15 protein-coding genes are annotated in these 20,131 nt (G+C 72.7%); 8 read left to right on the top strand and 7 right to left on the bottom strand.

Features of this window, described 5'->3' with window-relative positions; translation table 11 throughout:
- The first annotated feature begins 358 nt into the window (after nt 1-358).
- Nucleotides 359-766: an ArsC/Spx/MgsR family protein gene (locus ACGF5G_RS27765; RefSeq protein ID WP_393268003.1), complete on the top strand. Its 408-nt coding sequence runs from the start codon at nt 359-361 to the stop codon at nt 764-766.
- Between the two features lie 12 nt (nt 767-778).
- Here the strand turns inward: ACGF5G_RS27765 and ACGF5G_RS27770 are convergent, their stop codons facing one another.
- Nucleotides 779-961, bottom strand: a complete 183-nt coding sequence (locus ACGF5G_RS27770; RefSeq protein WP_393268315.1) for a hypothetical protein — start codon at nt 959-961, stop codon at nt 779-781.
- 19 nt (nt 962-980) lie between these two features.
- Here ACGF5G_RS27770 and ACGF5G_RS27775 point away from each other — a divergent pair, with 19 nt between their 5' ends.
- From ACGF5G_RS27775 to pulA, 4 genes are all read left to right on the top strand, one after another.
- A complete protein-coding gene (locus ACGF5G_RS27775; protein WP_393268006.1) occupies nt 981-1,649 on the top strand; it encodes a hypothetical protein in 669 nt (222 codons plus the stop codon).
- A 37-nt stretch (nt 1,650-1,686) separates the two neighbouring features.
- On the top strand, nt 1,687-2,076 hold the full coding sequence (locus tag ACGF5G_RS27780) for a hypothetical protein (RefSeq protein WP_393268008.1): 390 nt from the start codon (nt 1,687-1,689) through the stop codon (nt 2,074-2,076).
- Between the two features lie 84 nt (nt 2,077-2,160).
- Nucleotides 2,161-2,856 (top strand): cellulose-binding protein, encoded by a 696-nt coding sequence (locus ACGF5G_RS27785; protein ID WP_393268011.1) that lies wholly within the window; start codon nt 2,161-2,163, stop codon nt 2,854-2,856.
- Between the two features lie 149 nt (nt 2,857-3,005).
- Nucleotides 3,006-8,507, top strand: a complete 5,502-nt coding sequence (gene pulA, locus ACGF5G_RS27790; RefSeq protein ID WP_393268013.1) for a pullulanase-type alpha-1,6-glucosidase — start codon at nt 3,006-3,008, stop codon at nt 8,505-8,507.
- Nucleotides 8,508-8,619: 112 nt separating this feature from the next.
- On the opposite strand, the gene ACGF5G_RS27795 is transcribed toward pulA, so the two are convergent.
- The 3 genes from ACGF5G_RS27795 to ACGF5G_RS27805 form a co-directional block, all read right to left on the bottom strand.
- On the bottom strand, nt 8,620-10,260 hold the full coding sequence (locus ACGF5G_RS27795) for a hypothetical protein (protein ID WP_393268016.1): 1,641 nt from the start codon (nt 10,258-10,260) through the stop codon (nt 8,620-8,622).
- Nucleotides 10,261-10,614: 354 nt separating this feature from the next.
- Nucleotides 10,615-12,303, bottom strand: coding sequence for a right-handed parallel beta-helix repeat-containing protein (locus ACGF5G_RS27800; protein WP_393268018.1), 1,689 nt, complete (start codon nt 12,301-12,303; stop codon nt 10,615-10,617).
- 297 nt (nt 12,304-12,600) lie between these two features.
- Nucleotides 12,601-14,082 carry an aminopeptidase P family protein gene (locus ACGF5G_RS27805; RefSeq protein ID WP_393268020.1) on the bottom strand — a complete coding sequence of 494 codons (1,482 nt, stop codon included), beginning with the start codon at nt 14,080-14,082 and terminating at the stop codon, nt 12,601-12,603.
- Nucleotides 14,083-14,280: 198 nt separating this feature from the next.
- Between ACGF5G_RS27805 and asnB the strand changes: the two genes are divergently transcribed.
- Nucleotides 14,281-16,242, top strand: coding sequence for an asparagine synthase (glutamine-hydrolyzing) (gene asnB, locus ACGF5G_RS27810; protein WP_350711425.1), 1,962 nt, complete (start codon nt 14,281-14,283; stop codon nt 16,240-16,242).
- Here the strand turns inward: asnB and ACGF5G_RS27815 are convergent.
- Nucleotides 16,208-16,456 carry a nuclear transport factor 2 family protein gene (locus tag ACGF5G_RS27815; protein WP_393268023.1) on the bottom strand — a complete coding sequence of 83 codons (249 nt, stop codon included), beginning with the start codon at nt 16,454-16,456 and terminating at the stop codon, nt 16,208-16,210. The two genes, asnB and ACGF5G_RS27815, sit on opposite strands and share 35 nt — an antisense overlap.
- 65 nt (nt 16,457-16,521) lie before the next feature.
- On the opposite strand from ACGF5G_RS27815, the gene ACGF5G_RS27820 reads away from it, so the two are divergent.
- Entirely contained in the window at nt 16,522-17,457 is a 936-nt protein-coding gene (locus ACGF5G_RS27820) for a PfkB family carbohydrate kinase (RefSeq protein WP_393268026.1), read from the top strand.
- 118 nt (nt 17,458-17,575) lie between these two features.
- Here the strand turns inward: ACGF5G_RS27820 and ACGF5G_RS27825 are convergent, their stop codons facing one another.
- The gene (locus ACGF5G_RS27825; RefSeq protein WP_393268027.1) at nt 17,576-18,406 is read right to left on the bottom strand and encodes an MBL fold metallo-hydrolase; all 831 of its coding nucleotides are present in this window, start codon (nt 18,404-18,406) and stop codon (nt 17,576-17,578) included.
- The gene (locus tag ACGF5G_RS27830; RefSeq protein ID WP_393268030.1) at nt 18,403-18,807 is read right to left on the bottom strand and encodes a thioesterase family protein; all 405 of its coding nucleotides are present in this window, start codon (nt 18,805-18,807) and stop codon (nt 18,403-18,405) included. The genes ACGF5G_RS27825 and ACGF5G_RS27830 overlap by 4 nt, the downstream gene beginning before the upstream one ends.
- 193 nt (nt 18,808-19,000) lie before the next feature.
- On the opposite strand from ACGF5G_RS27830, the gene ACGF5G_RS27835 reads away from it, so the two are divergent.
- On the top strand, nt 19,001-20,032 hold the full coding sequence (locus ACGF5G_RS27835; protein ID WP_393268033.1) for a phosphatase PAP2 family protein: 1,032 nt from the start codon (nt 19,001-19,003) through the stop codon (nt 20,030-20,032).
- Nucleotides 20,033-20,131 lie beyond the last annotated feature (99 nt).

A 20,131-nucleotide genomic window follows, 5' to 3' on the forward strand; every position in this document is an offset into this window, starting at 1 on the left:
CGGCACAGCGGGTCACACCCGCCTCGACAGGTCCGGAGGGTCGGGTGCCGTGGGCCCTGTCGAGCTGCCCCGTCTGTAGGACCGCTCGTCACATCGGCGCCGCGGCCCCGGCCTGATCGACGGGTTGGTGAGATCGGCCGCCTGTCGTGCCCCATCTGTGGGGGCAGCTCGACAGGGGCCGAGAAGCGGTACCCCGAGCTGAGAAGCGGTACCCCGAAGACTCGTCCGCGACATCGCCGGCCAATCCCGACACCGGAGCAGCCCGTGACGAGCACCCGCCGTGCCCGCCCGCCGGCGGGGCCCCGCGTTCGCCGCGGCCGGCGCCGGCCGGAAACGGGACTGCTGCGACCATGACGGTATGGAGATCTGGAACAACCCGTCCTGCTCGAAGTGCGCCGCCGCCCGGTCCGCCCTGGACGAGGCCGGTGTGGGGTACGGGGTGCGCCCGTACCTGGACCGGCCGCCGAGCGCCGCGGAGTTGACCGAGGTGCTGCGCCGGCTCGGCGCGCGCCCCTGGGACGTCTGCCGGACGCAGGAGCCCGCCGCGGTCGCCCTGGGCATGGCCGACTGGCTGCGGGACGAGGCAGCCGAGCCGCGCTGGATCGACGCGATGGTCGCCGCCCCGGAGCTGATCCAGCGGCCCCTGCTGCTGCTCGACGACGGGAGCGCGCTCGTGGGACGTACCCCCGAGGCGGTGGCGGAGGCGGTGCGCCGCCACGCGGCGCCCGGCGGGCCTGGGGAGCGCAACGACCACGCCGAGGGATGACGCCGCCGGTGGTCAGCGCGGGTCGTCGGCGGGTGCCGCAGCCGCCGCGTGCCGGTCGCGCAGCCGGGCCCGGATCTCCTCCGGGGTGTACGCCCGACGCCGCCGTTCCGCCCGCGCGATCACCACGCCGGACGCCGCGACGCCGGCGAGACCCGCGAGCCCGAGCACCTTCCACCACCGCATCCGTTGCCGCATCGGCCTAGGGTAGACCCCCATGAGCATCAGCCTGGACGAGGCAGTGGAGCTGACCCGCACCGGCGACGTGTGGGTGTTCCGGGGCCGCAGCGTGCCGGACCGGGCCATCCAGTTGACCACCAACAGCCCGGTCAACCACGTCGGCATGGCGGTGGTGCTGGACGACATGCCGCCTCTGATGTGGCACGCGGAGCTGGGCCGGTCGCTGCCCGACATGTGGTCCGGCACCCACCAGCGCGGCGTGCAGTTGCACGACCTGCGGGACGCGGTCTGCGTCTGGGCCAACCGGTACGGCCAGCGCGCCTGGCTGCGCCAGCTCGACCCGCCGGCCGACGCGGAGGTGGAGAACGCGGTGCTGCGCACCGTCGCCCGGCTCGACGGCACGCCGTTCCCCTCCACCGCCCAGCTCGCCTGGCGCTGGGTGCGCGGTCGGGTGCCGGCGATGCGGGTGCCGGCGCTGCCCGGGCGGGGCCGGGCCCGCTCCGGGGCGTCGGTGCGCGACCGCGCGCTGGAGACGGCGTACTGCGCGGAGGTCGTCGCGGTGACCTACGAGGCGATGGGGTTGCTCCCCGCCGGGCGGCGCCCGAACTGGTACGACCCGGGCCGGTTCTGGAGCGGCGACGACCTCGGCCTGGCCGGCGACGCCCGGCTCGGCGCCGAGATCGAGGTGCGCGTCCCGCCGCGCTGAGGTTTGGCCCGGTGGCCGGCAGGCAAATGCTCTCCCCGTGAGAGCCTCCACCGATCTCGACACGCTGACCGACTTCTTCGACCGGTACGGCGTGGCGCTGACCACCGGCGACCTGCCCGCCATCGCCGGCTGTTACGCGCTGCCGGGGCTGGTGGTCGCCGACACGTACAGCTTCTCGTTCACCTCCCCGGCGGCGGTGGCACTGTCCTTCGTGGGCGCCGCCCCCGACTACCAGGAGCGCGAGCTGGTCGCCGCGCACGCGGCCATCGAGGACGTGCAGCCGATGTCGGCACTGCTGACGATGGTGGCCGTCGAGTGGGAGTTCCTGGACAGCCAGGGGCGAGCGGTGCCCGGCGAGCGTTACCGCTACCTGTTGCGCGCCACCGACGACGGCCCGGTCATCTGTACGGTCCTGCGCGTCGCCTGACCGTCCCGTCCGGCGGGCCCGTTCCGGCTCCTACGTCCTTGCCAGCGACCGCTACGCTTTTTCGGACGACCGCTGGAGGAGGGCATGTCCGGCATGCGCCGAGCATCGAGCAAGTCCTACGGCACGGCCGTCATCGCGTCCTCGCCCTGGATCGTGGTGTCCGTCGGCGCCGGGGTGATGGTGGTGCTGTTGGTCATCGCGCTCGGCGCCTACCGGGGGCGCAGCCCGTCGTTCGACGCGCAGCCCGGCCCGCCCGAGCCGACCCTCGCCCTGTCCGACCCGTGGGCCTCGCCGAGCGTGCCGGCCACGGCGGCGTCGCCGTCGCGGCGGGCGTCGCCCACGCCGTCCCGCCGCGTCATCAGCCGGTCCACTCCGGACCGGCCCACCCCGGCGCGTTCGAGCCGTACGCCGTCGCCGGATCCCGGCGGTGACGAGGACGCGGTGCTGCTGCTGCCGCCGACCGCGTCGCCGGTGAGCGGGCGGTACCGGGTGGTGGACGAGTCCCACGGCGGGTTCGTCGGCGAGGTGCTGGTCAGCAACGCCTCCCCGGCCGGCCGGGCGTGGACGGCCCGGCTCGCCTTCCCTGGCGGTCGGCTGGGCAGCGCGTGGATCGAGGGCGCGCCACAGGGGACGGTCACCCGGATCGACGACGGCTTCACCTACCGCAGCGGCCAGGATCTGGCCGGGGGAGCGTCGGTGGTGCTGCGGTTCTACGTCCAGCACGCGGACAGCCGCCCGGCGAGCTGCACCGTCGACGGCGTCGCCTGCCACGGGCTGTAGCTCACCGGTTTCGCAGGGCCCGGCGCGTTCGCGCCGGGCCCTGCTTTTGCAAGAGCACTGCTTTGTTGCGACTCTGTTTGCAAGGTATTGCAGAATGTTTCGGCAAGGGCTAGCGTGCGGGCCAATCAGCGACCAGAGGAAGGCCGTCGATGAAACCCCCGCCGATACCGCGCAAGGCCCTGCTCGCCCTCGTCTCCCTGCTCACCCTCACCCTCGTGGGCACCCCGGTCGCCGTACACCAGCTCGGCGCCGACGCCACCGACGGCACGGACGGCACCGGCCCGCTCGCCGCGGCCGGGGCCACCCAGTGGCGCGCCGAGCCCCCGGCGGAGGCGCTGCTGGAGGCCGGCAGCAACCAGGCCCGTGCCGAGCAGTTCTACTTCGTCCTGCCGGACCGGTTCGCCAACGGCGACCCGCGCAACGACGCCGGTGGCCTCACCGGGGACCGGCTCTCCACCGGGCTGGACCCGAAGGACAAGGGCTTCTACCACGGCGGCGACCTCAAGGGCGTCACGGACCGGCTCGACTACATCCAGGGGCTGGGCACGACGGCCATCTGGCTCGCCCCGATCTTCAAGAACCGACCCGTGCAGGGCACCGGGTCCGACGTCTCGGCCGGCTACCACGGCTACTGGATCACCGACTTCACCCAGGTCGACCCGCACTTCGGCACGAGGGACGACCTGAAGCGGCTGGTGCGGCTCGCCCACCAGCGCGGGATCAAGGTCTACCTCGACGTCATCGTCAACCACACCGCCGACGTCATCAAGTACGCCGAGGACAAGTACACCTACGTGGACAAGGCGACCTCCCCCTACACCGACGCGCGGGGGCGGGCCTTCGAGGACCGCCACTACGCCGACGGCAGCCGGGACTTCCCGAAGGTCGACACCACCTCGTTCCCGTACACCCCGACGTTCGACACCCCGGCCGACGCGAAGGTCAAGGTCCCGGCGTGGCTGAACGACCCGACGATGTACCACAACCGAGGTGACTCCACCTTCGCCGGGGAGAACAGCGAGTACGGCGACTTCTTCGGGCTCGACGACCTGTGGACCGAGCGCCCCGAGGTGGTGCGCGGGCTCACGAAGGTCTACTCCGAGTGGGTGGAGTCCACCGGTGTCGACGGCTTCCGGCTGGACACCGTGAAGCACGCCAACCTCGACTTCTGGCCGCAGTTCAGCCAGGGCATCGAGCGCGCCGCGGAGCGCGCGGGCAAGCAGGACTTCTTCATGTTCGGCGAGGTCTACAGCGCCGACCCGGAGATCACCTCGACGTACGTGCGGCGCGGGGGCCTGCCGGCCACCCTCGACTTCGCCTTCCAGGAGGCCGCGCGCGGCTACACCGCCGGCGACGGCTCCGCCAAGGCCCTCGCCGACGTGTACGCCCGCGACGACCTCTACCGCTCCCGGGACACCGACGCGCGGCGGCTGACCACGTTCCTCGGCAACCACGACATGGGCCGGATCGGCTCGTTCATCGTCGGTGGTGGCACCGACCCGGCCAGCCACCTGCGCCGCGACCGGCTCGCCCACGAGCTGATGTTCCTCACCCGGGGCCAGCCGGTGGTCTATTCCGGCGACGAGCAGGGCTTCACCGGCCCGGGCGGCGACAAGGACGCCCGGCAGGACATGTTCGCCTCGAAGACCCCCGACTACCTCGACGACGACCTGCTCGGCACCGACCGGACGCACGCGGTCGACCAGTTCGACCCGACGCACCCGCTCTACCGGGCCATCGCCGAGCTGGGCGCGCTGCGCCAGGCGCACCCGGCCCTGCGCGACGGTGTCCAGATCACCCGGTACGCCGCCGACGGCCCCGGCGTCTTCGCGTTCTCCCGGATCGACCCGAAGCAGCGCACCGAGTACGTCGTCGCGGTGAACAACGCCGCGACCGCGCAGACTGTCACCGTGGACACCTGGTCGGCCGGCGCCACCTTCGCCGGCGTCTACGGCGGCTCGGCCGCCCCGGCCGCCGCCGCCGACGGGAAGCTCACCCTGACCGTGCCGCCGCTGTCGGCGGTGGTGCACCGGGCCGGCACCCCGATCGCGCTGCCCGACGCCGCGCCGAAGATCACCATCACGGCTCCGGCGCCCGGCGAGCCCGTCGCCACGAAGGCCGCCGTCACCGCCCAGGTCACCGGCGACCCGCTGGCCACCGTCACCGTCGCCGCCCGGGTCGCCGGCGGGCAGTGGACCCTGCTCGGCAGCGCCGACCGGGCCCCGTACACCGTCCACCACGACCTGACCGGGCTGGCCGGCGGCACCACCGTCGAGTACAAGGCCGTCGTGCGTGACGGCAGGGGCCGGACCGCCACGGCCCGCTCCACGGCCACCGTCGGCACCCCGGCCCAGTCCGCCTCCCGGGACTGGGCGGTGGTGCACTACCAGCGCCCGGCCGGCGGCTACGACGACTGGGGGCTCTACGCCTGGGGCGACATCGACCCCGCGTACGCCACCGAGTGGCCCAAGGGACAGCCGTTCGCCGGCGAGGACTCCTACGGCCGGTTCGCCTGGGTGAAGCTCAAGCCGGGCGCCAAGTCGGTCGGCTTCCTGGTGGTCGACAGGAACGGGAACAAGGACGTCGGCCAGGACCGCACCATCGACGTGACGCAGACCGGGGAGATCTGGCTCAAGCAGGGCGACCCGGCGATCTACCCGACCCGGCAGGCCGCCACCGGCGAGCCCGACCCGCCCGTCGAGGACGGCACCGCGCTCATCCACTACCGCCGCGCCGACGGCAACTACGACGGCTGGGGCCTGCACCTCTGGGACGGCGCCGCCAACCCGACGGACTGGGCGAAGCCGCTCGCCCCGGCCGGCGTCGACGCCTTCGGCGCGGTGTTCCGCGTGCCCCTCGCCGCCGGAGCCACCGGACTGAGCTACATCATCCACTCCGGGGACGAGAAGGACCTGCCGGAGGACCAGCGGCTCGACTTCGCCACCGCCGGCCGCGAAGTGTGGCTGCTCGCGGGAACGCCCGGGCGGCTGCTGCCGTCCACCGCGTCCGGCGCCGCCCGGGACGTCGACATCACCAGGCAGAAGGCGCACTGGATCGACCGCGCGACCGTCGCCTGGCAGACCGGGCCCACCGACGGCAGGACGTACGCCCTGGTCGCCGCCCCGGCCGGCGGGGTCACCGTCGCCGACGGCGAGCTGACCGGCACGTACACCACGCTGCCGTTGACGGCGCAGCGCAACGGGCTCACCGAGGCCCAGCGCGCGGCCTTCCCGCATCTGTGGGCGTACCGGAGCTTCGCCCTCGACCGGCGGGACCTGGCCAAGGTCCCCGCGGCCCTGCGCGGGCAGCTCCTGGTGACCGAGCGGGACGCCGAGGGCACCCTGCTCGCCGCGACCGGCGTGCAGATCCCCGGGGTGCTCGACGACGTCTACGCCCGGGCCACCGACGCGAAGCTCGGGCCGACCTTTGCCGGCGGGGTGCCGACGCTCGCGGTCTGGGCGCCGACGGCGCGGCAGGTGTCGCTCCAGCTCTTCGACTCGCCGACCGGGGAGCCGAAGGCGGTGGCGATGCGCCGCGACGACCGCACCGGCGTCTGGTCGGTGCGCGGCGCCCGCGACTGGCACGGCAAGTACTACCGCTACCAGGTCCAGGCGTGGCAGCCGGCGACGCAGCAGATGGTCACCGCGGCGGTGACCGACCCGTACTCGCTGGCGCTGGCGCCGAACTCCACGCACAGCCAGATCGTGGACCTGGCCGACCCGGCGCTCGCGCCGGCCGGCTGGGCGACGCTGCGCAAGCCGGCGGCCGTGCCGTCGACGAAGGTGCAGATCTCCGAGCTGTCCGTCCGGGACTTCTCCGTCGCCGACACCACCGTGCCGGCCGAGCGGCGGGGCACCTACCTCGCCTTCACCGACCCCCGGACCGCCGGCATGGCGCACCTCAAGGCGCTCGGCGACGCCGGGGTGACGCACCTGCACCTGCTGCCCGCGTTCGACTTCGCGACCATCCCCGAGCGCCGCGCCGACCAGCGGCAGCCCGGCTGCGACCTGGCCGCGCTGCCGCCGGACTCCGAGGAGCAGCAGCAGTGCGTCGCGGCGGTGGCCGACACCGACGGCTACAACTGGGGGTACGACCCGCTGCACTACACCGTGCCGGAGGGCGGCTACGCCGTCGATCCGGCCGGGGCGAAGCGCACCACGGAGTTCCGGCAGATGGTGGCCGGGGTCAACGGCGCGGGGCTGCGCGTGGTGATGGACGTCGTCTACAACCACACGTCGGCGGCGGGCGCCGACCCGAAGTCGGTGCTCGACCAGGTCGTGCCCGGCTACTACCACCGGCTGCTGGAGGACGGCAGCGTCGCCAACTCGACCTGCTGCGCCAACACCGCTCCCGAGCACGCCATGATGGGCAAGCTCGTGGTGGACTCGCTGGTCACCTGGGCCAGGGCGTACAAGGTGGACGGCTTCCGGTTCGACCTGATGGGCCACCACCCGAAGGCGAACATCCTGGCCGTGCGCAAGGCGCTCGACGAGCTGACCGTGGCCCGCGACGGCGTGGACGGGAAGAAGATCCTGCTCTACGGCGAGGGCTGGAACTTCGGCGAGGTCGCCGGCGACGCCCGGTTCGTGCAGGCCACCCAGGCCAACATGGCCGGCACCGGGATCGGCACCTTCAACGACCGGCTCCGCGACGCGGTTCGCGGCGGCGGCCCGTTCGACGCCAACCCGCGGGTGCAGGGCTTCGCCTCCGGCCTGTTCACCGACCCCAACGGTGATCCGGTGAACGGGTCCGTGGCCGAGCAGCGGGCCCGCCTGCTGCACCAGCACGACCTGATCAAGGTGGGGCTCACCGGCAACCTGCGCGGCTACCGGTTCACCGACTCCGCCGGCCGGCAGGTCACCGGCGGCCAGGTCGACTACAACGGCTCGCCCGCCGGCTACACCGCCGCGCCGGGGGAGGCGGTCACCTACGTCGACGCGCACGACAACGAGATCCTGTACGACGCGCTGGCGTACAAGCTGCCGCAGGACACCCCGGCGGCGGACCGGGCCCGCATGCAGGTGCTGGCGCTGAGCACGGTGGTGATGGGGCAGGGGCCCGGGTTCGTCACCACCGGCACGGAGCGGCTGCGCTCGAAGTCGCTGGACCGCAACTCGTACAACTCGGGTGACTGGTTCAACCAGATCCGCTGGGACTGCGCCCAGGGCAACGGGTTCGGCGCCGGGCTGCCGCCCGCGCAGGACAACCGGGACAAGTGGCCGTACGCCAAGCCGCTGCTGGCCGATCCGGCCCTGGTGCCGGACTGCGCGGCGATCACCATGACCGACGCCCGGTACGCCGAGCTGCTGAGGATCCGGGCCTCCTCGCCGGTCTTCGGGCTGGCCACGGCGGAACAGGTGCAGCAGCGGGTCGCCTTCCCGCTCTCCGGCACGGCCGAGACGCCCGGCGTGCTCACCATGACGCTCGACGGCCGTGGCCTCGACGGGCGCTGGAAGTCGGTGACGGTGGTCTTCAACGCCACCCCGGAGGCGGCGACGCAGCAGCTGACCGGGCTGCGCGGGGCGGACGTGGCGCTGCACCCGGTGCTGCGGACCTCGGCGGACGAGGCGCTGCGTACGGCCTCGTTCGACCGGGCGAGCGGCACGTTCACGGTGCCGGCCCGCAGCGTGGCGGTTTTTGTACAGAGCTGACGCGCGACGCGGACCGGCCCCCTCCCGCACGAGCGGGAGGGGGCCGGTTCGGTGTTCGTCCGGTCCGTGCGGCCGGTGCCGGTGGCGCCGGCCGCACGTCATCCGAGGGTGATCAGCCGAAGCAGTTCTCCACCGGAGTGGGGCTGCCCTCGCAGTTGGTCGGCTTGTTGCCCCTGATCGCCGACTTGTCGTCCACGTCGACGTCGCCCTGGTAGTTGAAGACGCCGCCCGGCTTCAGGGTGGAGAAGTTGTCCGCCACCTTCGTGTCGTGCAGGGTGACCTGGCCGCGGACGTTGAAGATGCCGCCGGCGATGCCGATCGGGCCGACGGCCCGGTTCCGGACGATCGCACTGTCGCGGAACGTGACCTGGCTGAACAGGTTGAACACGCCGCCCCCGAAGAACCCGGCGACGTTCTCCGCGATCTCGCTCTTCTCGACCGTGGCGTTGGTGCCGAAGCCGAGCGCGAGGCCGCCGCCCACGCCGACGGTGGTGTTCTTGGCGACCAGGACGTGCTTCAGGTCGAGCTGGCTCTCAGCCGTCGCGATACCGCCACCCGCGACCCCCGCGAAGTTGTCGGTGATCTTGGAGTCCTTGACGGTGGTGTCGCCCTCGATGTCGAGCAGGCCGCCGCCGAAGCCGAGCGTCTCGTTGCGGCTGATCTCGCTCTTGTCGATCCAGACGGTGCCGCCGTCGATGTCGTCGTGCTTGTGCAGCTCCGGGGCGCCGTTGGCGATGCCGCCGCCGCCGATGATGGCCTGGTTGTGCGTCACCTTGGACTCTTCGACCCTGAGCAGGCCGGCGTTGAAGATGCCACCGCCGAAGAGGAAGGCGGTGTTGTCCTCGACGGTCGTGTGGCGCAGGTTGGTCTTGCCGTAGTTGGCGATGCCGCCACCGTTGCCGCCCGACTGGTTGCCCACGACGTGGGTCTTCTCGAGGTCGGCCTTACCGCCTGGCTGCACCAGGATGCCGGCCCCGTCGTGCGTCTGCTTCTTCTTCTGCTTCTCCTCGGCGGCGGCCTCGGCGCCGGGGGCGGCCTCGGCGTTCGCCGCCGCCGCGCCCTTGGGCGCGGCCTGGAGCAGCTCCAGGTACGGCTTGCCGGCCTGGGCCGCGGCGGCGGCCTCGACGGAGTTGGCGTACCGCGACCACACCGCCTCCGGCGTCATCCGCGGCTCCTTCTTGCGCTCGACGGTCTGGCCGTTCTTGAGGGTCAGGCCCTTGAGCGTCAGGTCGCCGCCGCTGCCGACGTTGAAGATCCGGAACTGCTCGGCGGTGGCGTCCCGCTCGATCTTGGTGTTGTGACCCTTGAGCGTGATCTTCTCCTTGATCACGGGCAGGCCGTTGCCGTGGTTGTCCGAGCGGGTCAGTTTGTAGGTGCAGTCCTTGGCGAGCTTGAACTCGCCGCCGTGGTTGTTGTTGGCGAAAATGATCGCCTGGATCAGCCTGTCGGAGTCGCAGGGCACCTCCCTCCCGCGGTCCTTGTCGTGCCGGTCCCGATCCTCCTTGCCCTCGCGGTCCCGGTCGCCTTCGCGGCCCTGGTCGCCCTCGCGACCCTGGTCGCCGTCCTTGGTGACCTGGGCGGTGGACCAATTCAGGGCGTCCGCGCCGACGGCGCCGGCGCCGGTGGCCACACCCACGGCGGCAATGCTGACCACGCCGGTCAACCCGGCCACACCGCTGGCGAGCCAGAGCTTGCGGCGACGCTTCTGCGCCGCCGGCCGCTCGGAGTCGTTGTTCGTTAGGTAGTTGGACATCGGAGCTCTCTGCCCTCTCCTAGTACCAGACAGGGTCGCGACGCCACAGGCGAGCGTCCCCTGCTACAAATCGGTTGTAGCTCCCGAACCGACAGTATGAGAATCTTCCTCACCTCGAAGGCATATCCGAAAGAACCCCACATTCGGTACGGGCCCCTCGTGCGCGGTGTGGACGACCCGGGCGGGCCGATCGGTCGCACTGGTGCCCGTAGGCTTGGCTACGGTGCGTAGTCGACGCAGACCGTTCGGATCGGCGCGGGACGGTCAAGAGAGCCCAGGCGGATGGCGAGGGCTCCTCCGGGCCGCCGGGGCGGTGCGGAGGAGCCCTCTCTATGTGGTGGTGCTGTCCGGTGTTCAGCCGAAGCAGCGGTCCGGGATGACCGGGCTGCCCTGGCAGTTCGTCGGCCGGTTGTCGGTGACGGCCGACTGCCGGTCGATGAAGACGCGGTTGTTGTTGGTCCAGATGCCGCCCGGCGGCTCGGTGGCGACGTTGTGCGCCACCTTCGTCCCGACCAGTCTCGTCGTGCCGAAGTCGTTCACGATGCCGCCGCCCACCGCGCCCGGGCTGACCGCCTGGTTCGCCACGACCTCGGTGTCCCGCAGCGTGGTGGTGCCGAAGTCGTCGGTGTAGACGCCACCGCCACCGAACCCCTCCGCGACGTTCTCCCTGATCACGCTGTACTCGATCACGGCGTGGGAGTCCCTGCCGACCCCGACGCCACCGCCTTCGCCCTCGGTGTGGTTGTTTGCCACCACGACGTGTTCCAGGCTCAGCCTGCTGTCGTGGAGGGCGAGCACGCCACCGACGTCCGTGCGGCCGACGTTGTCGGTGATGTGGCTCTGCGTGATCGTGGTCTCGCCGTCGTTGTCGAAGACGCCCCCGCCGAGGCCGGCGGTCCGGTTGTGGCCGATCGCGCTCTTCCACACCCAGACGGTGCCGCCGCCGGCCGTGCTGCCGCTCGCACCCGTGCCATTGGCGATGCCACCGCCCCCCAGCCCGGCGCTGTTGTGCGTCACCTTCGACTCCTCGACCCGCAGCACCCCGACGTTGAAGATGCCGCCGCCGAAGCCGTCGGCGCTGTTGTTCTCCACCGAGGTGTGGCGGACGTTCGTGGTGCCGAAGTTGGCGATCCCCCCGCCGTTCCCGCCCGCCTGGTTCTGCGCGAACGTGCTGTACTCGAGGTCGGCATGGCCGCCTCGCTGGACGAGGAGGCCCGCTCCGTCGGCGCTGACCAGCCCGGGCACGGCCGTCGCCGTGCCGTCGGGCTGCACCTCCGCCGTGGCCGGCTCGGCGAGAGTGGCCGGCGTCCCCGGTGCGGCTGCCGACGGCGTGGGTGCCGCCATGGCCGGTCGGGCCGGGGCCGCAGCGGCAGTGGTCGAGCCAGACAGCCCGAACGTCGCCACGGGCGGTGCTGCCGGCGGGGAGACCATCTTGCGGGCGACGGTCTGTCCGCCCTCGATGGCCACGTTCTTCAGCGTCAGGTGACCACTGCTGCCGACGTTCAGGATCCGGAAGCGCTCGGTGTCGGCCGCCCGGACGATCTTGGTGTCGTCGCCCTTGAGGACGATCGGTTGCTTGATCACCGGCAGGCCGTTGCCGTGCTCGCTGCGGGTCAGCTCGTAGGTGCAGTGCTTGGCGAGCTTCAGCGTCGCGCCGTGGTTCTTGTTGGCTTCGGTGATCGCCTGGATGAGCTTGTCGGTGTCGCAGGGCACCTCCTTCTCCCGGTCGTCGTGCTTCCGGTTGCCCTGTTTCCGGTCGCCCTGGCCGGACCAGTCGTCCTCGCCCTGGCCGGTCTTCGCGCCGCCGGCCTCGTCGGCCTTGCCGGCGTCGCTGACGTTCTGCCTGGGTGCCGTCGACCGCGCGTCGGAGAGCCGGTCGGTGTCGCCGGACTTGTCGTCCCTGGAGGCCAGGCCACCCAGCGCCGCCAGGCCGACGACGCCGGTCAGCCCGGCCACGCCGGCGGCAACCCAGAGCTTGCGCCGCCCCCGCGTCGGTGTGCCCGCGGGCGGGCCACCGTCAGGTGTCGTTACGTCATCGGACATCAGAGCCTTCCGCCCTTTCCTGCTACCAAGGGGGCCGCACCGCCCGAAGCGGAGCGACCAGCTACAAATGGGTTGCAGCCTCTGATGACCACCGTATGAGAAGGATCCTCGCGACAAGGACGTATCTGAAAAAAGCCCACATTCGCCTCGGATCCGGCAGGGAACGGGGGCAACCGGGTGGCCGGGTGAATTGGGCTCTGACCAGGGCAAAGGCCGACGGGCCCCGCCCACCGGAACGGCGACGTCGAAACGTCGCATGCCGGCGGGCGGGGCCCGTCGTGTGGTCGTACCCTCGGATCAGCCCGGCAGGCGCGGCCCCGCCTCGCGCTGCTCGGCCAGCCAGGTCTCCACCTCGTCGGCCCGGCGCGGCAGCCCGGCGGAGAGGTTGACCGCGCCGGTGGCGGTGACCAGGATGTCGTCCTCGATCCGCACGCCGATGCCGCGCAACTCCTCGGGGACCAGCTCGTCCTCCGGCTGGAAGTAGAGCCCCGGCTCGACGGTGAGCACGTAGCCCTCGCCCAGGACGCCGTCCCGGTACTTCTCCTTGCGGGCGTCGGAGCAGTCGTGCACGTCGATGCCGAGCATGTGGCCGAAACCGTGCAGCGTCCAGCGGCGGTAGATCGTCGACTTCTCGTCCATCGCCTCGTCCACGCTCACCGGGAGCAGGCCCAGGTCGGCCAGGCCCTCGGTGAGCGCCCGCATGCAGGTCAGGTGCACGTCGCGGAACCTGACCCCCGGCTTGATCACGTCGATGCCGGCCTGCTGCGCGGTGTGCACGACGTCGTAGACCTGGCGCTGCAACGGGGTGAACCGGCCGTTGACCGGCAGCACCCGCGTCACGTCGGCGGTGTAGAGGTTGCGGTTCTCCACGCCCATGTCCATCAGCAGCAGCTCACCCGGGCGGGTGGCGCCGTTGTTGTGCACCCAGTGCAGGATCGTCGCGTGCTCGCCCGCCCCGACGATCGAGCCGTAGCCGACGTCGTTGCCGTCGTGCCGGGCGCGCAGGGCGAAGACCCCCTCCAGCAGGCGCTCGGAGACGCCCCGGTCCGCCGGCAGCACCCGGGCCACGTCCTCGAAGCCCCGCACGGTGGCGTCGATCGCGTCCTGGAGCTGGGCGATCTCCCACTCGTCCTTGACCAGCTTGTGCTCCGCGATCGTGACCGCCAGCTCCCAGTCGCGCGCCGGCTGACCCTCCGCGCGGGGGCCGTCGTAAGGGCGCACGGCCGCGTCCACCCGCGCGTCGAAGCCGCGCAGCACGCGGGTACGCCCCGGCGCCAGGTCGGCCAGCGCCGCGTCCAGCTCGGTCAGGTCGGCGGTCGGCAGGCCCAGCTCGGTCGACTTCTCCGTCAGCGTGTGCCGCCGACCGACCCACAGCTCGCCGTGCCGGCTGCGGAAGAACTCGTCGTTCTGCCGGGACGACCGGGGACGCATGTACAGCGTGGCGTCGTGGCCGGATCCGTTCGGCCGCAGCACGAGCACGCTGTCCGGATCGTGGTCGCCCGTCAGGTAGGCGAAGTCGCTGCCCGGCCGGAACGGGTAGGTGGTGTCGTTGGCGCGCACCTTCTCGCCACCGGTCGGGATCACCAGGGTCTCGCCCGGGAAGGCCGCGGAGAGCGCGGCCCGGCGCTTGGCGTAGTTCGGCACCTCCGGCCGCGGGCCGACCGGCAGCGTGGTGTCGTGCCAGCCCCGCCGCATGAACGTCAGGAACGCCTCCGGGAACTCCGGGTCGTGCGACTCGGTGCCGTCCGCCGGCTTGTTGTCGGTGCGTTCCTCGGTCATGCCCCGCTCCCTCCGCGTCGTTGCTGGTCCTGACGGTACCCCGCGCCGGGTCGGCCCGACCGTCCCGGTAGGCCCCACGCCCGCGGGCGGCCCGGCCTGCGCGTCGGCCCGCCCGCCCGCCGCAGGATGCCCGCCTGGAGCGCGGGAGAGCCTGCGGTGCCGCGACGCCCGCCCGGGACGCGTGGAAAGATGACCACCATGTGCGGACTCCTGGCCTTCTTCAGCGCGCGCGGCGACGCCGCCGCCCACCGCGACAACATCGCCGGGGCGTTGGAATGCCTGCACCACCGCGGACCGGACGAGACCGGTGTCGAGGTGGTCGGCGACGCCTCCGGCCGGTACGCGGACGGGGTGTTCGCGCACAAGCGGCTGGCGATCATCGACGTGGCCTCCAGCCACGAGCCGCTGCCCTACGCGGGCGGGCGCTACCTGCTCACGTTCAACGGCGAGATCTACAACTACATCGAGCTGCGCGAGGAGCTGATCCGGAACTTCGGCGCCCAGTTCGCCACCGCCGGTGACGGCGAGGTGATCGTCGCCGGCTACCACTACTGGGGCGAGCAGGTGCTCACCCGGCTGCGGGGCATGTTCGCCTTCGTCATCTGGGACCGGCAGGAGCGGCGCGCGTTCGGCGGCCGGGACTACTTCGGCATCAAGCCGATGCACTACCTGGAGACCGCCGACGGCCTCTACCTCGCCTCGGAGAAGAAGGCGCTGCTGCCCTTCGCGCACTCCAGCTACCAGGGCGACGCCGGCATCGACACCGCGAACCTCAGCCACTACCTGACGCTGCAGTACGTGCCCGAGCCGGGCACCCTGCACAAGGGGATCAACCGGATCGGTTCGGGCGAGTACCTCACCTGGACCCCGGGCGGGCGGATCGACGTGCGGCGGTGGTACAGGCCGGTGTTCCGGCCCACCCCGGTCGCCGACGAGCAGCGGCTCTACCACGAGATCCGGGAGACGCTGCGGGAGAGCGTCCGGATGCACATGCGCTCCGACGTGCCAGTCGGCTCGTTCCTCTCCAGCGGCATCGACTCGACCGCCGTGGTGGCCCTGGCCCGCGAGTTCAACCCGAACATCCTCACCTTCACCGTCGGCTACGACGTCCCGGGCTACTCGGAGATCGACGTCGCCCAGGACTCGGCCCGGCACCTCGACGTGACCACCATCCCGACGAAGATCGGGCCGCAGGACATGATCGATGCGCTGCCGAAGATCGTCTGGCACCTGGACGACCCGGTGGCCGACCCGGCGCTGGTACCCCTCTACTTCGTGGCCAAGAAGGCCGCCGAGCACGTCACCGTGGTGCTCTCCGGCGAGGGCGCCGACGAGTTCTTCGGCGGGTACACCATCTACCGCGAGCCGCTGTCGCTGAGTTCGGTCAACGGGCTGCCCGGCGGGGTGCAGAAGGGGCTGCGGGCCGTCTCCAAGGCGATCCCGCAGGGCGTCAAGGGCAAGAGCTTCCTGGAGCGCGGCACCACCCCGATCGAGGAGCGCTACTACGGCAACGCCCGGATGTTCACCGAGGAGGAGAAGCAGCACCTGCTGCGCCGCTACGACCCCTCCGTCCGCTACACCGACGTCACCGCGCCGATCTACGCGGAGTGCACCGAGCTCGACGACGTGACCAAGATGCAGTACGTCGACCTCTACACCTGGCTGCGCGGCGACATCCTCGTCAAGGCCGACCGGATCTCGATGGCCCACTCGCTGGAGGTGCGGGTGCCGTTCCTGGACCGTGAGGTCTTCGACGTGGCGTCGCGGATCCCGGTCGACCTCAAGCTGCCGCCCCGCTCCGACGCCACCAAGTACGCCATGCGCCAGGCCCTCCAGGGCGTGGTGCCGCCGGCCATCGTCAACCGCAAGAAGCTCGGCTTCCCGACCCCCACCCGGGTTTGGCTGCGCGGCGAGATGTACGAGTGGGCCCGCTGGGTGCTGTCCAACTCCGGCGCGGGCGAGCTGATCGACCTGTCGTACGCGATGCGGCTGCTCGAGGAGCACAAGCGGGAGGAGGCCGACCACTCCCGCAAGGTATGGACGGTGCTGATCTTCTGCATCTGGCATGCGATCTTCGTCGCCAAGACCCTCGACCCGGGCATCCAGCGCAACCAGTCCGCCCTGCTCACCAAGCCCGTGGTCGGCTCCATGGTCCGCTGACCCGGCTCCCAGCCCCGCCCGGCGGGCGCGCCGGCTCCCGCCCCGCGCCCGCCGGCTCCCGCCCCCGCACGAACGCGGCGCGGCCGGTGATGCGCTCCCGGGTCTGCGGCAGGTGGTGGACCACGTCGTCGGCGAGCAGCGCGCCGAACGTGTCCCAGTCCCTGGCCTCGCACGCCGCCCAGCAGGCCAATACGGTGGCTTCCGCGTTCGTCACGGCACCGGCTGTGCCAGCCTGGTGCGACGAAATGCGGTGGGCGCGGGCACGGACGGAGGCCGGAGATGGGATACGCGGTGGTGCTCGGCGAGGCACTGGTCGACCTGCTCGACACCGAGTGCGACGGAGAGCCGGTCTACCGGCAGGCCGTCGGCGGTGGGCCGCTGAACGTGGCGGTCGCCGTCGCCCGGCTCGGCGGCGCGGTGCAGTTCGTCGGGTCGCTCGGCGACGACGTCCTGGCCGGGCGGATCCGCGACTTCCTGAGCGGCGTCGGCGTCGGGCTGGCCGGCGCGGTCACGGTCCCCGCCCCGACCGCGCTGGCGGTGGCCACCTTCGCCGGCCCGGAGCCCGACTTCCGGTTCTACGGGCAGCCGCCCTCCTACGGCCTGCTCGGCCCCGACGACCTGGACGCCGACCTGGTCGCGGGCGCCGACGTGCTCTACTGCGGCTCGATCGTGCTGCTCCAGCCGCCGGTGCTGGCCGCCGCGCGCCGGGCCTGGGCGCTGGCCGGCAGCCTGCGGGTCTTCGACCCCAACGTCCGCCACCGGCTGCTCGACGGGCCCGCGGCGCTGGCCGGGCTGCGCGAGGTGGTGGCCGAGTTCGCCGCCGGCGCCCACCTGGTCAAGCTGAGCGCCGCCGACGCCAAGCTGCTCTATCCAGGTGAGCCTGAGGAAGGGGTGGCGGCGTACCTGCGGGAGTTGGGCGCCGGGACCGCCGTGGTCACCCTGGGCGCCGCCGGCGCGGTGGTCGCCGCGGCCGGCGCCGATCCGGTACGCGTACCCGCGCCGAAGGTCGAGGCGGTGGACGCCACCGGCGCAGGTGACGCGGTGATGGGCGCGCTCGTCGCGGACCTGCTGGTCGACGGCGAGCCCGCCGCCCCGGCGGGCTGGCACGAGCGGGTGGCCTTCGCGCTGCGGGTCGCCGCCCTGGTCTGCGAGTCGCCCGGCGGCGCGACCGCCATGCCCACCCGCGCCGAGGTCCTCGACCGCTTCGCCCGCTGACCCACCCCACCCCCTTCTCCCCGCGATCTTGCACTTTGTGCCCGCGATCTGGGGGATATGCCGCTTCTGTCGGGGCGACAACTGCAAGATCGGCGGGGTGCGGGGTGCGGGGAGGGGGTCAGGTGGTGCCGTCTAGTTCGGCGTAGCCGCGGCGGGCGGCGTGCAGGGCGGGCCGGGCGCCGAAGGGCGCCTCGGCGGCGACGCGCTCGGGCGGGGCGCCGCCGGTGTGCCCGGCGCGGATGAGCCAGGCCAGCTTGACGAGCTGCTCGTGCTGCGCGCGGACGAACGCGACGTCCACCGGGTCGCCGTGCCCCGGCACGACGACGGTGGCCGGGGTGGTCATCCGGAGCAGCTCGGCCACCGTGTCCGGCCACTGCAACGGGTAGGACTCCTCGAAGGCGGGCGGCCCGCTCTGCTCCACCAGGTCCCCGGCGACCAGCACGTCGGCGTCCGGCACGTGCACCACCAGGTCACCGGCGGTGTGCCCGCGACCGGGGTGGCGCAGCACCACCCGCCGGCCGCCCACGTCGAGGACGGTCTCGCCGTGGACGGTGTGCGTCGGCGCCAGCAGCGCGGTGCCGGCCAGTTCCTCGGCCAGCGCGGGGTGCTCGTCGCGCATCTCCGCGTACGCCTCCCGGCGTAGCCGGTCCGCCTCCTCGCGCATCGCCTCGGCGGCCACCTCGTGCGCGTACACCGGGCGGGGTGGGTCGGCGGCGAGGGTGGCGTTGCCGAAACAGTGGTCGAAGTGGTGGTGGGTGTTGACCACGGTCCACGGGTGGGTGGTGACCGCCCGGGCGGCGGCGGCCAGCTCGGCGGCCTGCCCGGCGGTGGAGAGCGTGTCGACCAGCAGCGCGGCCCCGTCGCCGACGACCAGCGTGACGTTGACGTGCAGCAGCGGCTCGCGCAGCACGTGCACCCCGTCCGCGACCTGTACGAAGCGGCCGGTCACGACGACCGGGCCGCGCGTTCCACGAAGCGCTGCCGGTCGACCAGCACCCGCTCCACCCGGCCCTCGGCGACCGTCTCGTCGCCGTCGCGCACGCTCACCTCGAAGTGCAGCCGTCGCCCCTCGACCGCGGCCAGCCGGGCCTGCGCCACCACCGTCCGCCCCACCGGGGTGGCCGCGCGGTGGTCGAGCTCCACGCGGGTGCCGACCGTCGTCGACCCGCTGGGCATCCGGGGGGCGGTGGCCGCCACCGTGGCCGCCTCGGCGAGGGCGAGCACCCGGGGCGTGCCCAGCACCGGCACGTCCCCGGAGCCCACCGCCTGGGCGGTGTCGGTGTCGGCGACGGTCAGCTCCACCCGGGCGGTCAGGCCCGGCGTCAGGGCGGGCTCCGGCTGCTCCTGCATGGCCAAAGCCTAGACGAGGCGGGCCGGGGCCGGCGGGCGTCCGTGCCGCGCCGACGGTTCACGGGTTCCGGGGGGAGCGCCGGTCCGCGGTTCGCGCGCCGTCCACCACCGGCCGACCGCCCGCCGCGCCCCTGGCGGCGCGGCGGGTGGTCGGCGTCGGTCGATGCCGTCCGCGCCGTTAACCTTGACCGCGATGTCTGTCGCGACCGACCCCCAGCCCCCCGCCCGGACCGGCCCGCCCGCCTCGCCCGACGGCGGGCGTCGTCGCGTGGTCGCGATGACCGTCTGGGGGGTCGCCTTCGTCGCCGGCTGGCTCGGCATCGGCCTGCCGACCGACCCGGCGTACGCGTTCCTCTGGATCTGGGCGGCGACGGTCGCCTGGAACAGCAACCGGCCGTGGCGCAGCCATCTGCGTTTCGCCCGGGACTGGGTGCCGGTGGTGCTGCTGCTCGCCGTCTACAACCTCTCCCGCGGCTTTGCCGACAACGGCGCGACCCCGCACGCGTACGAGCTGATCGTCGCCGACCGGGTCATGTTCGGCTGGGCGACCGGTGGCGAGGTGCCGACGGTCTGGCTCCAGCAGCACCTCTACCGGCCCGAGGTGCACTGGTGGGATGTCCTGGTCAGCTGGGTCTACTTCTCCCACTTCGTGGTGGCGCTGGCCGCCGCGGCGGTGCTCTGGCTGCGCGACCGGGGGCGTTGGGCGGCGTTCATGCGTCGCTGGGGCTTCCTGTGCGCCACCGGCCTGGTCACCTACTTCCTCTACCCGGCGGCCCCGCCCTGGTGGGCGGCGCAGAACGGGCTGCTGGAGGAGGTCGCCCGGATCTCCACCCGGGGCTGGAAGGCGTTCGGCATGCACGGCGCCGGCAACCTGCTCAACGCCGGGCAGATCGCCTCCAACCCGGTGGCCGCCATGCCGTCGCTGCACACCGCGTTCGCCCTGTTCGTGGTGCTGTTCTTCCTCCGGCAGACCCGCCGCCGCTGGTGGCCGCTGCTGTTGGCGTACCCGCTGGCGATGACCTTCACCCTGGTCTACTCGGGCGAGCACTACGTCATCGACGTGCTGGTCGGCTGGGCGTACGTCGGGATGACCTTCCTGGTGGTCGGCCTGGCGGAGCGCTGGTGGGCGGCGCGCCGGGCCCGCCGGGCCGTGGCGGAGGGCGACCCCGAGCCGACCGAACCGCCCGCCTCCGCCGAGCCGCCGGCGGTGCCGGCGACGCGCTGAGCGTCGACCCCGCGGCGGGTGGCGGGGCGCCCCGCGACCCGTGCGTGGTCGGCCGGTCGGGTGACCACGGACCGGCGCGGCGGCCGGTGCAGCGGTCGG

The organism is Micromonospora sp. NPDC047730 (genome assembly GCF_043204765.1).
In the GTDB taxonomy this organism is placed as follows: Bacteria; Actinomycetota; Actinomycetes; order Mycobacteriales; family Micromonosporaceae; genus Micromonospora.

What these genes read in the sequence shown, in the direction of transcription:
- ACGF5G_RS27765 (WP_393268003.1), top strand. Translation starts at nt 359, where the DNA reads ATGGAGATCTGGAACAACCCGTCCTGCTCGAAGTGCGCCGCCGCCCGG.
- ACGF5G_RS27770 (WP_393268315.1), bottom strand. Translation starts at nt 961, where the DNA reads ATGCGGCAACGGATGCGGTGGTGGAAGGTGCTCGGGCTCGCGGGTCTC.
- ACGF5G_RS27775 (WP_393268006.1), top strand. Translation starts at nt 981, where the DNA reads ATGAGCATCAGCCTGGACGAGGCAGTGGAGCTGACCCGCACCGGCGAC.
- ACGF5G_RS27785 (WP_393268011.1), top strand. Translation starts at nt 2,161, where the DNA reads ATGTCCGGCATGCGCCGAGCATCGAGCAAGTCCTACGGCACGGCCGTC.
- pulA (WP_393268013.1), top strand. Translation starts at nt 3,006, where the DNA reads ATGAAACCCCCGCCGATACCGCGCAAGGCCCTGCTCGCCCTCGTCTCC.
- ACGF5G_RS27795 (WP_393268016.1), bottom strand. Translation starts at nt 10,260, where the DNA reads ATGTCCAACTACCTAACGAACAACGACTCCGAGCGGCCGGCGGCGCAG.
- ACGF5G_RS27800 (WP_393268018.1), bottom strand. Translation starts at nt 12,303, where the DNA reads ATGTCCGATGACGTAACGACACCTGACGGTGGCCCGCCCGCGGGCACA.
- ACGF5G_RS27805 (WP_393268020.1), bottom strand. Translation starts at nt 14,082, where the DNA reads ATGACCGAGGAACGCACCGACAACAAGCCGGCGGACGGCACCGAGTCG.
- asnB (WP_350711425.1), top strand. Translation starts at nt 14,281, where the DNA reads ATGTGCGGACTCCTGGCCTTCTTCAGCGCGCGCGGCGACGCCGCCGCC.
- ACGF5G_RS27820 (WP_393268026.1), top strand. Translation starts at nt 16,522, where the DNA reads ATGGGATACGCGGTGGTGCTCGGCGAGGCACTGGTCGACCTGCTCGAC.
- ACGF5G_RS27830 (WP_393268030.1), bottom strand. Translation starts at nt 18,807, where the DNA reads ATGCAGGAGCAGCCGGAGCCCGCCCTGACGCCGGGCCTGACCGCCCGG.
- ACGF5G_RS27835 (WP_393268033.1), top strand. Translation starts at nt 19,001, where the DNA reads ATGTCTGTCGCGACCGACCCCCAGCCCCCCGCCCGGACCGGCCCGCCC.